Below are 15531 nucleotides of genomic sequence, written 5' to 3'. Positions count from 1 at the left end.
TGATAATCATTATCAATTGCCCGATGAAAGGGCCGATGGCTGTTGCAAGAGTTGTACTCATGCTGTAGTACCCGATGCCTTCCCCTTTTCGCGAAGCGGGAATAATCTGTGCTACTATAGTGCCTGTTGCTGTACTTGCCATACCCAGGGTAATTCCATGGAGAAGACGGTTGAAAAGAAGGAAGCCAAGTCCAAATTCAAAGAAATAAAAGGCTGTTGTCAGGGTAAATAGAATAAGCCCAGTATACAGGATCTTTTTACGGCTGAAAGTTACAATGAGCCTTCCAATTAAAAGCCGGCCAATCAATGCGCCTATAATAAAAATACCGGTTGCAAGTCCCGCCTCACTCGTAGAGGCACTGTACTCATTCACTGCAAAAACAGCAATAGTCACCATTAATAAGTAAAAGATTAACGTTAAGAAAAAATTGATGGACGACACGACAATAAAGTCTTTCGTCCATAATTTGGATGTTGTCTGATTCACGTTTTTGCCACCTTACTCTCTAATATTGTTCCGAATATCTTTCATGATCCGGATCACCTCAAGCTGTTCGTTTTCTGAAATTCCTTTTAAAATTTCCTGCTCATAGTCATCGATTGTTACTCGAACATCCCCGTATACCTTTCTCCCAAGGTCCGTAAGCTGCATTCTCTTTTCACGCTTATCCTTGCCGGGAACATGCTCTACATACCCCAGTTCCTCAAGGCGGCTGATGGTTCTTGTAACGGTAGGCTTTTCAACACTTTGATAATCGGCAAGCTCAACAAGCGCAGCTGTTCCGTAATTCCATAAATAATGCAAAACAGACCATTGAGCTCTGTATAAATCGTGTTTGGCAAGCTCCATATTCAGTCTGTTTTCAAAAGGACGGTATAACAGCAGAAGCTGCTGAAAAAACTTTTGATATGTTTTTATAGGAAACACCTCATTAAATAAATAGTTACCCTTGATAATAGTTACTCTAGGTAACTATTATAACAAAAACAGTCATTGATTGTCTACGAGCCGAAAACCTGAAGATGGATATTGACACAAAACGGGAATATATGTTATTTAAATAGTGGTTAGCACTCTCATGAAAAGAGTGCTAAAAAGCAGTTCGAAGGGAGAATGACAATGGAAAAAATGCAGTTCAAAGCGGAGTCTAAGAGACTATTGGAAATGATGATCAACTCAATTTACTCTCAAAAAGAAATCTTTTTAAGAGAGTTGATATCAAATGCGAGTGATGCGATTGATAAAATTTATTACAAAGCTTTAACAGATGACAGCCTATCATTTGACCAGAACCATTACTACATAAAGGTAAGGGCAGACAAGGAAAAAAGAACATTAACAATCTCAGATACGGGGATTGGGATGACAAAAGAAGAACTTGAAAACAACCTTGGAATTATTGCGAAAAGCGGCTCTCTCGCTTTTAAAAGTGAAAATGAGCTGAAGGATGGCCATGACATTATCGGTCAATTTGGGGTTGGTTTTTACTCAGCCTTCATGGTAGCAGACGCTATCACTGTGACAACGAAAACAATCGGCAGTGAAGATGCCTGCAGATGGCATTCTCAGGGAGCAGACGGCTATACGATCGAGCTTTGTGAGAAGGAAGAGGTCGGAACGGAGATTGTCCTTAGCATCAAAGAAAACACAGAAGACGATTCGTATGATGAATATTTAGAAGAATACCGCTTAAAAGCCATCATTAAAAAATACTCTGATTTCATCCGTTACCCAATTAAGATGGACGTAACGGAGAGAAAACGCAAAGAAGACAGCGAAACAGAGTTTGAAGAGGTTCTAGAAGAACAGACGATCAACAGCATGGTTCCGATTTGGAGAAAGAATAAAAATGAGCTCACTTCGGAAGATTACGAGAATTTTTATGCAGAAAAACATTATGGGTTTGATAAACCGTTAAAACATATCCATATCAGTGTGGACGGTGCCGTCAGATACAATGCAATTCTCTATATCCCTGAGCAGATTCCGTATGATTACTACTCTAAAGAGTTTGAAAAGGGACTAGAGCTTTACTCTAATGGTGTGTTAATCATGGAAAAATGCTCAGACCTGCTTCCTGACTATTTCAGTTTTGTAAAAGGAATGGTAGATTCTGAGGATTTATCTCTTAACATTTCAAGAGAAATCCTCCAGCATGACCGCCAGCTGAAGCTGATTGCAAAAAATATCAAGAATAAAATTAAGAGCCAGCTGCAAAGTTTATTAAAAGATGAGAGAGAAAAGTATGAAACATTCTATAACTCTTTCGGAAGACAGCTGAAATATGGCGTTTACAGTGATTTTGGTGCAAACAAAGAAGATCTTCAGAACCTGCTCATGTTCTACTCATCAAAAGAGAAAAAGCTGATCACTCTTGATGAATATGTTTCAAGCATGCCTGAAGATCAGAAATACATCTACTATGCTGCAGGAGAAAGCTATGAACGAATTGAAAAGCTTCCGCAGACAGAGGTTGTGGCTGATAAAGGCTATGATATCTTATATTTCACGGATGAAGTGGATGAATTTGCGATCAGAATGCTGATGAACTACCAGGAAAAAGAGTTCAAATCGATTTCAAGCGGAGATTTAGGCATAGAAGCAGGCGAGAATGAAAAGAGTGCAGAATCGGAAGCGAAAGAAAATAAAGAACTCTTTGAAGAGATGAAAACGATTCTTGGCGGCAAAGTGAAGGATGTAAGAATTTCAAAGCGGCTGAAGTCGCATCCAGTCTGCATCGCAACAGAAGGCGAAGTGACGACGGAAATGGAAAAGATCCTGAAGGCGATGCCGAACAACCAGAATATACAGGCTGAAAAAATTCTTGAAATTAATCGAAATCATGAAGTATTTGCTTCTTTAAAAGATTCCTTTGAAAAGGATAAAGAAAAATTAGCGCTGTATACAAACCTGTTATTTAATCAGGCGCTCCTGATCGAAGGTTTGCCGATTGAAGATCCGGTAGAGTTTACGAATGATATTTGCAAAATAATGGTTTAAAAAGAAACAAACCTTAAAAGTGCGAAATAAGCAGAAAAGGGAGTCCTGAAAACCAGGACTCCCTTTCTCTTATTTCGGATGCATCTTAAATTTTAAAAACAGCTCATTATAATAAGCCAAATTCTTTTTGCCAAGGTTCTCATACACTTCCAGTTTTTCCGTCAGCTCAGGCGGGGGATAGAAGCGCTCATCGTTTACCATTTCTTCCGGCATGTATTTTAAGGCTTCTTTGTTAGGTGTGGAGTAGCTGACATATTCGGTATTTTCTGCGGCTACCTCAGCATCCAGCATGAAATTGATGAACTGATGGGCAGCTTCCGCATTTTTGGCTGTTTTCGGGATAACCATGTTATCGAACCATAAGTTTGAGCCTTCCTCAGGAACTACATACTCCAGATCTTCATTTTCATACATGATCTCTGATGCAACCCCGGACCATACAAGCCCAATTGCTGCTTCCTGATTTTCCAGCAGCATCCGGCTTTCATCTCCAACAACTGCTTTGACATTTGGAGTGAGGGAATCAAGCTTTCGTTTTGCTTCCTCTAAATGATCCTTATTTGTATCATTTAGAGAGTAGCCGAGGCTGTTTAGGCCCATTCCCATCACTTCTCTTGCCCCGTCAATCAGCAGGATCTCATTTCGCAGATCGGGATCCCAAAGGTCATTCCAGCTCGTGATTTTTTTTCCGTCTATCATCGTTGGATTATAGACAATGCCGACAGTTCCCCAGAAATAAGGAACGGAATATTTATTTTCAGGGTCAAATGGCAAATCCATGAACCGGTCATCAATATTTTTCAAGTTCGGAAGCTTTGAATGATCCAAAGGGATAAGCAAATCTTCCTGTCTCATTTTATCAATCATATATTCAGATGGAACGGCAATATCATAAGTCGTTCCGCCCTGTTCAATCTTTGTCATCATCGCCTCATTGGAATCAAAGGTCTCATAGATGACTTTAATGCCTGTTTCTTTCTCAAAGCGGTCAACCAGATCGGAATTGATGTAGTCTCCCCAGTTAAAGATCGTAAGCGTATTGCCGCTTGAGTAGCCCTGTGAAGAGTTCAACTCTGAAACAGCATACATAAGGATGCCCGACACGAGAATAATCGCGAAGATAACGCGGACCAGCTTCTTCATTTTCTTACCCCCAATCCGCTTTGCTTATTTCGCTGCGTGATGAAGTAGTAAACAATCACAAGCAGGACTGTGAAAAGGAAAAGCAGGGTTGATAAGGCGTTAATATTCAATGAGATTCCCCGGCGCGCAAGTGAATAGATTTCAACAGACAGCGTAGTGAATCCATTGCCGGTTACGAAAAAGGTAACAGCAAAATCATCAAGAGAGAACGTAAGAGCCATAAAGAATCCTGCAAAAATACCCGGTGTGATAAATGGCAAGGTCACTTTAGTCAGGACATTCCAGCTGCTTGCGCCAAGATCTCTTGCTGCATCAAGCAAGGTTGGACTCATCTCCATCAGTTTCGGCAGAACCATTAAGACAACAATCGGAACGCTGAATGCAATATGAGATAAGAGGACCGAATAAAATCCAAGCTTGATTCCTGCCATCGTAAACAGGATTAGAAACGAAGCGCCAATAATAACGTCAGGGCTGACAATCAGCACATTATTCAATGAAAGCAATGTGTTTTTGGTTTGTCTGCTTTTAAAAGAATGAATGGCAAGTGCTCCAAGAACACCGATAATGGTGGAAATAAGTGCTGACAGCAAGGCGATAACGAGTGTGTTCAGCACGATGATCAGCAGCCTCGTATCTGTGAAAAGCTCCTTATACCAATCAAGCGTAAATCCTTCAAAGTTGTACATCGTACCGCCGCTGTTGAACGAATAAAACACAAGGAAGAAAATTGGCGTATATAGGATGAGAAAGATCAAAATTAAAAAGACCCTGGATAGAGGGGATATTTTCTTATCCAACTTACATACCCCGCTTTCGATTTCCGGTAAGGAAGATAATCAGAAACATAAAAATAATCAAAAAGACAGCAATGGTCGACCCCATACCCCAGTCCTGAGTCACAAGGAAATGCTGTTCAATCGCAGTGCCGAGTGTGATCACTCTGTTTCCCGCAATCAGTCTTGTCAGCATGAACAGGGAAAGAGCGGGTATAAAGACCAGCTGGCAGCCAGCTTTAACGCCATCAATCGTAAGCGGGAAAATGACTCTGCGGAAGGTGGTCCAGCTTGATGCGCCCAAATCACGCGCTGCATCCAGCAGGGTTGGATTTAATTCATTCAGTGAATTGAATATAGGCAAAATCATAAATGGGATAAAGATATAAACCGATACAAAAATGAAACTGAAATCGGTGAATAATAACTGCTGCGAGCCAATGCCGATTGCTTCTAAAAAGCTGTTAGCAACACCGTACGTACCAAAAATGCCAAGAAAAGCATAGGCTTTTAACAATAAATTAATCCAGGAAGGGACAATAATCAGCAGCAGCCAAAGGTGCTTATGCTTTGTATAAGTCAGCAAATAAGCAGTTGGGTATGCAATAAGCAGGGAAAGAACTGTGATCAAAAAAGCATACCAAAATGAACTCAAGGTCATTTTCATGTAGACCGGTGTGAAGAAGTTCTGGTAATTGGCAAGCGATAAGTTTCCTTCGATATCAATAAAAGAATAATAAAGAACAAGAACAATCGGTGCAATAACAAAGAGAGCAATCCAAAGAGCATAGGGAATCATATACAAATTTCGGGTCAGCTTATTTTCCATGCTCTTCTCCATCTGCATAGGCTTCTAAACGCCTGTCAAATTCCTCTTCGGTCTCACCGAATCTCATAACATGGATCGCTTCCGGGTCAAAATAAAGGCCGATTTCATCTCCGACTGTGGCTTTCTTTGTGGAATGAACGAGCCATTCGTTTCCATCCTTGTCATAGCTGCTGATTTCATAATGAACACCGCGGAACAATTGGGAATCAACGCGTACCTGGAGTTTCCCGCGTTCCAAAGAAGTGATTTCCAAATCTTCAGGACGAATGACGATCTCTATAGGTTCATTTGGATTCAGACCCTGATCGACACACTCAAATTTTCTGCCGGTGAATTCTACAAGGTAATCCTCAAGCATGGTCCCTTTTACAATATTGGATTCGCCAATAAAATCAGCAACAAAGCGGTTAATCGGCTCATCATATATATCTGTTGGAGTCCCGCTTTGCTGTATTTTCCCTTTGTCCAGAACGAAAATTTCATCTGACATCGCGAGTGCTTCTTCCTGGTCATGAGTGACAAAGATAAAGGTAATGCCAAGACGCTGCTGAAGTTCGCGCAGCTCATACTGCATTTCGGTCCGAAGCTTTAAGTCCAGGGCTGACAAAGGTTCATCAAGTAGAATAACTTCCGGCTCATTGACAATCGCACGTGCAATTGCGACCCGCTGGCGCTGGCCTCCGGACATTTCCCGAATTTCCCTTTTTTCATATCCATCAAGGTTTACAAAGCTTAAGGCTTCTCTTACTTTCGATTCAATATCCCGATTATTCATTTTTTTTATGCGCAGTCCGAATGCAACATTTTCGAAAACATTCAAATGAGGAAACAGTGCATAATCCTGAAACACGGTATTTACTTGGCGTTTGTTAGCAGGAACATCGTTTATTTTTTTTCCGTTAAAAAGAATTTCTCCCTCAGAAGCTTCAGTAAATCCGGCAATCAGCCGCAGGATTGTTGTCTTGCCGCAGCCTGAAGGACCAAGAAGTGTATAAAATTTGCCGCGCTCGATTTCAAAACTGACATGATTGAGGACGGCAGGATCATTGTCATATTGTTTTGTAACCTGCTTAAACTGAATAATTGTGTTTGTCATATCATTCTCCCTCTTAGTTTGCTCGGATTTTAACAAAGAAATATTTAAAGAAAACGGTCAATTTTTCCATATTTATCATGAATAATTATACATGAAATGGCGGGAAAGAAAACAGTGAAAACTAGCTCCCTTTAATAGCGTAAATGAATATCAAAAACGCTTTGGATTTTCACCCAAAGCGTTTTTTATTTGTCAAATCAGTCAGCTGCATTCTCTTCAAACAATCTCGCAATCTCTACAATAACCTGTGTTGCTTTTTGCATATTATCAACTGAAATATATTCGAACTTGCCGTGGTAATTCTCTCCGCCTGTAAAAATATTCGGGGTAGGAAGGCCCATATAGGAGAGCTGGGATCCATCTGTGCCGCCGCGGATCGGTTCAACAATTGGCTGAATGTCCAGGTTTTCCATCGCTTTGTATGCAATGTCGACGATCTGTTTAACAGGCTCGATTTTTTCACGCATATTGTAGTACTGATCGTTCATCTCAAGGACGATGCGTTCGCTTCCGTATTTCTCCTTCAATTCATCAACAGCACCGGCCATCGTTTGCTTTTTCTGCTGGAACTCTTCCTTATCAAAGTCTCTGATAATGTAGCTTAGCTTCGTTTGCTCAACATCCCCGCTTATAGATAGAAGATGGAAGAAGCCTTCATAGCCTTCTGTTAATTCAGGAGCTTGTTCAGCCGGCAGCTTGCTTTGCAGCTCCATTGCGATCTTAATGGAATTCACCATTTTTCCTTTAGCCGTTCCAGGGTGTATGTTGGTGCCTTTAATTGTAATGGAAGCCCCGGCTGCGCTGAAGCTTTCGTACTGCAGCTCTCCGAGAGGACCGCCGTCCACTGTGTAAGCGTATTTCGCATCAAAAGCAGCCACATCAAATTTATGTGGTCCGCGTCCGATTTCCTCATCAGGAGTAAAAGCCACTCTGATTTTGCCGTGCTTCATCTCAGGATGCCTGATTAAATAGTCCATCGCTGTCATAATCTCAGCTATACCCGCTTTATTGTCAGCTCCTAACAGAGTGGTGCCATCTGTTGTTATAAGGGTATGGCCTTGATAGTTTAATAAATTAGGAAAGTCCTTTGGAGACAGAGTCACTTGTTCTGATTCATTCAGCAGGATGTCCTGTCCGTCATAGTTTTCATGAACCTGCGGATTCACATTTTTCCCGGTAAAATCAGTTGCGGTATCAATGTGTGCCAAAAAGCCGATCGTTGGAACCTGCTTATCTGTATTGGATGGAAGAGTGGCCATCACATACCCAAATTCGTCTATGCTTACATCCTCTAAGCCAATTGCTTTCAGTTCTTCTGTAAGTGTTCGTGCGAGTGTCAGCTGCCCTTCAGTGGAAGGACATGTTTCGCTGCTGTCATTAGATTGTGTGTCAATTATTACATAGGAAGTAAATCGTTCAATGATTTCATTTTTCATTTTTCATCAACCCTTCTTATCTTCTTAATTTTTCTAAAATATTCTGTGCCTGATAGCCTGCCTCAAAATCAATAATCTCAGCTTTTTCGCCTTTCAGGGCTTTTACAAGCTCATCAATTAAAGAATTGGCAAGTGAACTGTCTGAATCAATCCCTTGTATAGGTTCGCCATGCTTGCCTCCTTCGAGTGCCGACCAGTTCAGCAAGGATAGAGTTCCTTCTGTCCCATAAGCAGTAAATCGGATTTCTTCCATTCCTGCAATTTGACTCAGGCCGTCGAATAAGACAGGCGTGCCGTCCTGCAGCTCCATTTGAGCCAGGATTCCAATTTTAGAGCCAGCTGGATCTTTTGGATATTGAACTATTTTATTCAAAACATGGACAGGACCGAAGATTTTTTGGATTTGCTGAATATAGTGAACGCCGACTTCCAGTACAAAACCGCCTTGTTCACGGCTTGCTACCCAGTCATTTTGCTGCCACGGGCGCGGCCATTCAGGGAAATGCATCTTTAACTCAAGCCGTCTCAGTTCTCCAACATATCCCTCTTTTATGAGGGACGCAAAGGTTTTGCTTCCAGCACTATAATTCAAAGGGAAATTCATTGCGTGGATGATTCCTTTTTCTTATGCTTGGATATAAAGACTTTCTGCTTCTTCCAATGAGTTTGCCAAAGGTTTTTCACATAAGACATGTTTGCCCCTTGCAATTACATCGGTTACAACCCCATGATGAAATTTGGGCGGAACTGCTACATAAACTAGATCGATTTCTGCTTCATCAAGCATTTTTGCATGGTCAGTAAATGAAGACACATTTTTAAGTCTTTCAGATGTTTCACGTGTAACTTCAGCATTCCGGTCACATATAGCTGAAATAATGATATCTGGATGGTCTGTAAAGTTCTTTATTAATCGCTGTCCGATTGCACCTAATCCGATAATAGCTGCCCTAATCATTTATAGTCCGCCTTTCTGAAAATAAAACTGATAATTAATTATATTAAGAAATCTGATGCATTCATAGTATCCATTCGAAAAAAGAGAAAGAGTGAAAATCCGTTTTAACTGGTATGCTGGCTGATAATTAGGGAGTATAAAGTACGATTCAGTATAGGAGTTAAGCGAATGACTGTATTTGATCAAGAACAGCGAACCCATAGTTCAAGAGTTCAAAATTATATAGAAGAAAATTTGCAAGTGAAATTAACATTAGCTCATTTAGCGAAGGTTTCCACCTATTCTCCTTATCATTTCCATCGCCTTTTCTCGAAGTTTACAGGCGAAACGCCAGCGGGTTATGTAAAGAGGCATAGACTTGAGATGGCGGCTGCCTCCTTTTTACGAAAGTTTAGCTTGAATTAATTCCATTTGGTATGATTTAAAGAGAAATCTTTAAAGAGGTGAACAACTTGATTCATCAGCCTATTCATTCGTCCTTTTTTAATAAGCCTACACTGGAATTAGCCCAGGCTCTTCTCGGAAAAATTCTGGTAAAAGAAACAGCAGAAGGCATTGCTGCAGGAATAATTGTTGAAACTGAAGCCTATATCGGACCAGGCGATCAGGCTGCACACAGCTTCAATAACCGGCGTACGGCAAGAACAGAAGTCATGTTTGGTCCAGCTGGGTATACATATACATATGTCATGCACACACACTGCCTTGTAAATGTTGTAAGTGGAGTGATAGATTCTCCTGAAGCCATTTTAATTAGAGGTGTAGAGCCGGTTGAAGGACTTGAATTGATGTATGAACGGCGAGGTCCGGTTAAAAGGGAGCAAGATCTCACAAATGGGCCCGGAAAACTGACTAAAGCATTAGGGATTGTAAAAGAAGATTATGGACGTCCTTTATGGGAGGCGCCACTGTATATCGCTGAAGGCAGAGAACCTGAACTTACATCTGCAGGACCGCGAATTGGAATCGACAACAGCGGAGAGGCAAGAGAATATCCATGGAGATTCTGGGTGAGCGGGAACCGGTTTGTATCGGGTTCAAAGAGGAACAATTTCAGTTAAAAAAGCTGTCTCCCAGGAGGCAGCTTTTTTATCATGATCAGATGAAAATAGTAAATTGCTTCAATCTCCGCCGCAAAACACCTCGGCAAATAAGAAGCACCTTTATTTCCAGCGTTCAAGCTTATGGATATTGCGTGTAAATAAACCAGTAAGAAACCCAGGAAAACCAAACTCCTTAATTTTACTCTTTACTTTTTCTTTCATTTCATCTGAAGTGATGTCGGGCATTGTAAAGGCTCCATTTTGGTAACAATGACTGCAATATTTACTGCTTTTTGTTCCGTTTGCTTCTGTTCCGCCTCCGTGTTCATCTCTGGATAAAGGCATACCGCAGCTTTGACAATTCTTATAAGTTTCCAAAGAAACATTCACCTCAAATCTTTTCTGCATTATCCCGTATTGTTAAAGAAAAGCATAGGTCATTCTTTCTTAGCTAATAAAGAATATTTTCTTAAGAAATTCTTAAACATTCCATAGACAGAGTGTTAAGAATTTCCTATTAGACTGTAGATAATAACATGAAAACAGATATACTTTTGAAAGGAGCGTGAGAAAATGACAAATTATAACGTTTTAGTAGTGGATGATGATAAAGAAATTCGCGATGCGATTGAAATCTATTTAAAGAATGAAAACATAACTGTGATAAAAGCAAAAGACGGCATAGAAGCTCTTGAAAAACTGAATGAGCACTCTGTTCATTTGATTCTATTGGATATTATGATGCCGCGCCTTGACGGCATTTCAACAACATTTAAAATCCGCGAGAAAAAAAACATTCCGATAATTATACTGAGTGCCAAAAGTGAAGACACCGATAAGATACTAGGCCTGCAGGTCGGGGCAGATGACTATGTGACCAAACCGTTCAACCCCATGGAGCTGATTGCCAGAGTGAAATCACAGTTAAGACGGTATGTGACGCTTGGTACATATGAAGGGGTGAAAAAGACCGTAGATCTGAATGGTCTTACCCTTGATCAAACAGCTAAAGAAGTGACGGTGCACGGTGAGAACGTAAAGCTTACCCGCATTGAATACAGCATTGTCGAATTATTGATGCTGAATGCCGGCCGCGTGTTTTCTATTAATGAAATTTATGAACGTGTATGGAATGAGCCTGGCTATAATGCAGAAAAAACAGTGGCGGTTCATATCAGGAAGATAAGAGAGAAGATTGAAATCGATCCTAAAAATCCGAGGTTTTTAAAGGTGGTATGGGGAATTGGGTACAAAATGGAAAAATAGTCTGAAGTTTTTGATTGTCATGTTCTTGCTGACATATGGATTAAGCGGTGTGATTGCAGGTTTGTCAAAGGGAGAGCGGTATCTCTTTAAGACTTATTTTCAATCCTATGAATTTCAGGATAGAGTCAGCTATTTCGCTAATTTGATCAGTCTGTTTGAATTAAATGGCATGACAAAAGAAGAGGCCAAAAAGAAAATCACCGTTTCAGCAGAAGAAATAGAAGAACACCGCTACAGATATGGCGACTTAACGGAACAAATCATGGACATTGAAAGTCAATACGAAGGTCAGATTCAATCAGCCAAGAATAATGGAAATAAGGCTGCTGAAGAGGTATATACGGAGGAAAGAAACAAGAAGATTGAAGATATTACAAAGAATTTTAAAGATGAAGAATATGTCCGGGAAAAAATTATCAAAGAAAAAGAATCCCGTATTGATAAGCTTTATAGAGAAGACTACGAGTATATGCGTTCTGAATTTAATAGGAATGAGAAATTATTTGTCTATTACCTGAAAGATATTGATACAGGCGAAGTGTTTACAAACTTAAACATGGATGAGAATGAAGATTCTAAAGAATACATGAATAATAAAGAAATGCTTTATATAGAGAGCTATCCCGGTTCTAAAGGCTATATCACATCAAATGATGGGTTTCATTATTTCGGAGACGGTGAAGTGATAGGGACCATGTCTGATATGAAAGAATCAAGGTTTGCCGGACAAATTGCTCTGCCGAAGACAGCACCTGATGATAGTGAAATAATGACTGAATACAGAGATTTTCAAAAATCACAGACTTTATTTTACAGCCATTCCATAAGCGGACTGGCGGCACTTCTAATAAGCTTTTTCTTATTAAGAAGACGGCCGTTTTATGAAGGGCTGCAAAAAAGCAGATGGGGTCAGACCTATCATCGGATTCCCCTGGATATAAGAATATTGCTCAGTTTTATCTCTTTCATGGGAGCTTTACTTGTTTCATTTGATATAAGTGATTATTATCCATATCGGTTTGGATATGAGTGGGTTTATTCCCTGCTTTTCCTGATGGCCGGAACGTTTTTTATTGCCGCTCTGTTTATTCAGGCAGCCCTGCTTTTCAATCGCTTTAGGAATGAAGCAGACCTGAAATCTGAATGGAAGACTGCCCTTCTCTATAAGCTGTTCAAAATCGCATCAGGAGCCTTCCTTATTCAAAAAACAGGTGTTCAGCTGATGATTCTATTATTCATTGTTTTTGCCTTTGGCGCAGGTGCCATTGTTGTCATCATTGAGCCTGTTTATATCCTGATTTATTTCCCGCTGTTCCTGATCATTGGCCTTCCCGTTGTGCTGCTTTTATTCAAACGGCTGGCATATTTCAATCAGATCGTCACGAACACAGATGCCATTATGATCGGGAATCTCGAAACCGATTTGCCGGTTAAGGGAAAAACCGTTCTGGCTAATCTATCAGCGAATATTAATGCATTAAAGCATGGGGTAAAAACCTCACAGCAAAAGCAAGTGAAAAGCGAACGGCTTAAGACGGAGCTGATTACGAATGTCAGCCACGATTTGCGGACACCGCTTACTTCGATCATCAGCTATACGGAATTATTGAAAAATCCGAATCTGTCAGAAGAGGAACGAGATTCCTATGTGCAAATTGTTGACCGCAAATCACAGCGTCTGAAAATCCTGATTGATGATTTGTTTGAGGCGTCAAAAATGGCGAGCGGCAATATTGATCTAGTAAAACAAAACGTAGATATTGCGCAGCTTCTGCAGCAGGCGCTTGCTGAATATAATGAAGCAATCAGCCAGTCTTCTCTGCAATTCAGGGTGACTCATTCGAATGAACCTGTTTATGCAGTCGTAGATGGGCAAAAAATGTGGAGAGTGTTTGAAAATTTGATTGGCAACATCCTTAAGTATTCCTTAGAGAATACTAGAGTGTACCTTTCCGTTAAAAAAACCGGGGATCAAGTCCTTATTTCTTTTAAGAATGTAACGAAGTATGAGCTCAGCGAAAACACAGATGAATTATTTGAACGGTTTAAACGCGGAGACTCATCACGTCATACCGAAGGATCCGGACTGGGCCTGACGATTGCCAAATCGATTGTTGAGCTTCACGGAGGCAGATTGGAGATTGAAGTGGATGGAGATTTATTTAAGGTCACTATCTCGTTGGATGCGGAATGACCTGCTCAATTGCTATGTGAGATGAATATAAAGGATCATTTTCAAAAGTAATGGGAATAATCATGAAAGTCATGGAATTATTTTTAAAAGTGATGGGATTAAGTATTGGATATTTTAAAAAATGCTGAGTGATGAATCTAAAAAGCGGCGAGTTTAACGGCATTCTCAAGAATTAGACCCAAAAACCACAGCCGGTTTCCATATCCAGGATACCGGCTGTTCACTTTCATCTATTCAACATCTTCATCTGGACGAGCCCAGACAGAAACACTTTTTCCGTTAACCGGGAACGTCGCAAAGCCATCTTCATCAATAGTGATATGCTCTTCACGGGTGCCAGTTAAGTCCACCCATACTTCACCTGCATGGTGCTCGCCGACACACATCCGTTTTTCCCCTTCACCGCCATTTGAAATGACGACTGCACAGCCGGAACGGTCAATTTCATCAACGCCGCGTCTTACCCAGCCGATTGTATTTGGATGATCAAAGTAATCCTCCTGCTCACCATAGGCTCTTGTTTGTCTGGCATAGAGGAGGGGATCAATCGCTTCTTTTTTGCCATCGATTGGATTGTCTCCGTCAATTCCGTAGTAATCACCATAAAATACACAAGGATAGCCTTGTTCTCTGAGAAGAATCAGAGCATAGGCGCTTTGCTTAAACCAATCTTCAACCCATGATTCAAGCGCTTCATCCGGCTGGGAATCATGATTATCAACAAATGTGACGGCATGTTCTGGATGGGAGCCGACAAGGGTATCCTCAAAAATGGTTGAGAGATCAAATTCATCTCCTTTCATGGATGCTTCATGAAGCTTGTAGTGAAGAGACACATCAAATAAACTCATTTTGAAGTCAATCTTATCAAGGAAATCCTGGCATGCTTTTAAGTCTGATTTCCAAAACTCGCCTGCAAAATAAAAATCTTCCCCGCGGTCTTCATATAGCTCTTCAGCAAACCTCCGAACAAACTCATGATTGATATGTTTAATGGCATCAAGGCGGTACCCATCACACTGAAGCGTATCTGCAAGCCACTTGCCCCATGAAATCATTTCATCCTGAACTTCTTCATTATTATAGTCAATGTTGGCAAACATTAGGTAATCATAATTGCCGAATTCCCCATCAACATTTTCATTCCAGTCTTTATTGTCACCGACAATTTTAAAAATGCCGATTTTATCGTTTTTCGCATCGTAATCCGTTCCATTAAAATGCTCAAAATTCCATTCAAAAGACGAATACCTTCCTTTTCGTCCGGGAAAGTTGAATTTTGTCCAGCCTTCAATATTAACCGGCTTCGATAATTCTTCAGTGCGGTCCTCCTGATCCACTTCAATCACTTTAAATAGTTCCGTCTCATCGGCTCCTGCTTTATGATTCATAACCAAATCCACATAAACGGCAATGCCGTTATCGTGACAGGCTTTAATGGCAGCAATTAATTCCTTCTTTAAGCCATATTTCGTTCGGACAGACCCCTTTTGATTGAACTCTCCCAGATCATATAAATCATACACACCATACCCGACATCAATTCTAGATTGGGCTTTTGTAACGGGAGGAATCCAAATGGAATCTATGCCTCTTTCCTTAAGCTCCGGCGCTAACTTTTTCAGCCTGTTCCAATGTGTTCCAGTAGGTCGTACATGCCACTCAAAAAACTGCATCATTGTGTGATTCTGTTCCATCCCGAATTCCCCTTTTCATTGTTGTCTTTCTGTTATCCTACTTTCTACCCTTAATAGTAGAAAATGAAGCAGAATTTATTAAAAATTTTCTA

15 protein-coding genes and 1 pseudogene are annotated in these 15531 nt (G+C 40.6%); 5 read left to right on the top strand and 11 right to left on the bottom strand.

Annotation, left to right across the window (positions count from 1 at the left end; all coding sequences use genetic code 11):
* Positions 1-19 precede the first annotated feature (19 nt).
* Together LIT25_25810 and LIT25_25805 are read right to left on the bottom strand one after the other, a co-directional pair.
* Positions 20-487: pseudogene (locus tag LIT25_25810) on the bottom strand (MFS transporter).
* A 12-nt stretch (positions 488-499) separates the two neighbouring features.
* Positions 500-850: a MarR family transcriptional regulator gene (locus LIT25_25805; GenBank protein USK33864.1), complete on the bottom strand. Its 351-nt coding sequence runs from the start codon at positions 848-850 to the stop codon at positions 500-502.
* Between the two features lie 270 nt (positions 851-1120).
* Between LIT25_25805 and htpG the strand changes: the two genes are divergently transcribed.
* Positions 1121-3001, top strand: a complete 1881-nt coding sequence (gene htpG / locus LIT25_25800; GenBank protein USK33863.1) for a molecular chaperone HtpG — start codon at positions 1121-1123, stop codon at positions 2999-3001.
* Positions 3002-3070: 69 nt separating this feature from the next.
* Here the strand turns inward: htpG and LIT25_25795 are convergent, their stop codons facing one another.
* The 7 genes from LIT25_25795 to LIT25_25765 all read right to left on the bottom strand — a co-directional run bounded on the left by LIT25_25795 (position 3071) and on the right by LIT25_25765 (position 9239).
* A complete protein-coding gene (locus LIT25_25795) occupies positions 3071-4144 on the bottom strand; it encodes an ABC transporter substrate-binding protein (GenBank protein ID USK33862.1) in 1074 nt (357 codons plus the stop codon).
* Positions 4141-4944 (bottom strand): ABC transporter permease, encoded by an 804-nt coding sequence (locus LIT25_25790; GenBank protein ID USK33861.1) that lies wholly within the window; start codon positions 4942-4944, stop codon positions 4141-4143. The genes LIT25_25795 and LIT25_25790 overlap by 4 nt, the downstream gene beginning before the upstream one ends.
* 1 nt (position 4945) lies before the next feature.
* Positions 4946-5749 (bottom strand): ABC transporter permease, encoded by an 804-nt coding sequence (locus tag LIT25_25785; protein ID USK33860.1) that lies wholly within the window; start codon positions 5747-5749, stop codon positions 4946-4948.
* Positions 5739-6845 (bottom strand): ABC transporter ATP-binding protein, encoded by a 1107-nt coding sequence (locus tag LIT25_25780; protein ID USK33859.1) that lies wholly within the window; start codon positions 6843-6845, stop codon positions 5739-5741. Before LIT25_25780 ends, LIT25_25785 begins: the two co-directional genes overlap by 11 nt.
* 197 nt (positions 6846-7042) lie before the next feature.
* Complete coding sequence (gene pepT, locus LIT25_25775; GenBank protein USK33858.1) at positions 7043-8281, bottom strand: peptidase T; 1239 nt, start codon at positions 8279-8281, stop codon at positions 7043-7045.
* Positions 8282-8297: 16 nt separating this feature from the next.
* Positions 8298-8885: a hypothetical protein gene (locus LIT25_25770; GenBank protein ID USK33857.1), complete on the bottom strand. Its 588-nt coding sequence runs from the start codon at positions 8883-8885 to the stop codon at positions 8298-8300.
* A gap of 21 nt (positions 8886-8906) precedes the next feature.
* Positions 8907-9239, bottom strand: a complete 333-nt coding sequence (locus tag LIT25_25765; protein USK33856.1) for a Gfo/Idh/MocA family oxidoreductase — start codon at positions 9237-9239, stop codon at positions 8907-8909.
* Between the two features lie 168 nt (positions 9240-9407).
* Here LIT25_25765 and LIT25_25760 point away from each other — a divergent pair, with 168 nt between their 5' ends.
* Both LIT25_25760 and LIT25_25755 read left to right on the top strand, forming a co-directional pair.
* Positions 9408-9644: an AraC family transcriptional regulator gene (locus LIT25_25760; GenBank protein ID USK33855.1), complete on the top strand. Its 237-nt coding sequence runs from the start codon at positions 9408-9410 to the stop codon at positions 9642-9644.
* Positions 9645-9691: 47 nt separating this feature from the next.
* Entirely contained in the window at positions 9692-10300 is a 609-nt protein-coding gene (locus LIT25_25755; protein USK33854.1) for a DNA-3-methyladenine glycosylase, read from the top strand.
* A 102-nt stretch (positions 10301-10402) separates the two neighbouring features.
* On the opposite strand, the gene LIT25_25750 is transcribed toward LIT25_25755, so the two are convergent.
* A complete protein-coding gene (locus tag LIT25_25750; protein USK33853.1) occupies positions 10403-10660 on the bottom strand; it encodes a zinc ribbon domain-containing protein in 258 nt (85 codons plus the stop codon).
* 195 nt (positions 10661-10855) lie between these two features.
* Here LIT25_25750 and LIT25_25745 point away from each other — a divergent pair, with 195 nt between their 5' ends.
* Positions 10856-11548 carry a response regulator transcription factor gene (locus tag LIT25_25745; GenBank protein USK33852.1) on the top strand — a complete coding sequence of 231 codons (693 nt, stop codon included), beginning with the start codon at positions 10856-10858 and terminating at the stop codon, positions 11546-11548.
* Positions 11526-13742 (top strand): GHKL domain-containing protein, encoded by a 2217-nt coding sequence (locus LIT25_25740; protein USK33851.1) that lies wholly within the window; start codon positions 11526-11528, stop codon positions 13740-13742. Before LIT25_25745 ends, LIT25_25740 begins: the two co-directional genes overlap by 23 nt.
* Positions 13743-13972: 230 nt before the next feature.
* On the opposite strand, the gene LIT25_25735 is transcribed toward LIT25_25740, so the two are convergent.
* Complete coding sequence (locus LIT25_25735; protein ID USK33850.1) at positions 13973-15439, bottom strand: alpha-amylase; 1467 nt, start codon at positions 15437-15439, stop codon at positions 13973-13975.
* Positions 15440-15531 lie beyond the last annotated feature (92 nt).

This window comes from Bacillus sp. F19, from assembly GCA_023823795.1.
In the GTDB taxonomy this organism is placed as follows: domain Bacteria; phylum Bacillota; class Bacilli; order Bacillales; family Bacillaceae; genus Bacillus_P.
This window is presented reverse-complemented; position numbering and strand designations above follow the sequence as displayed.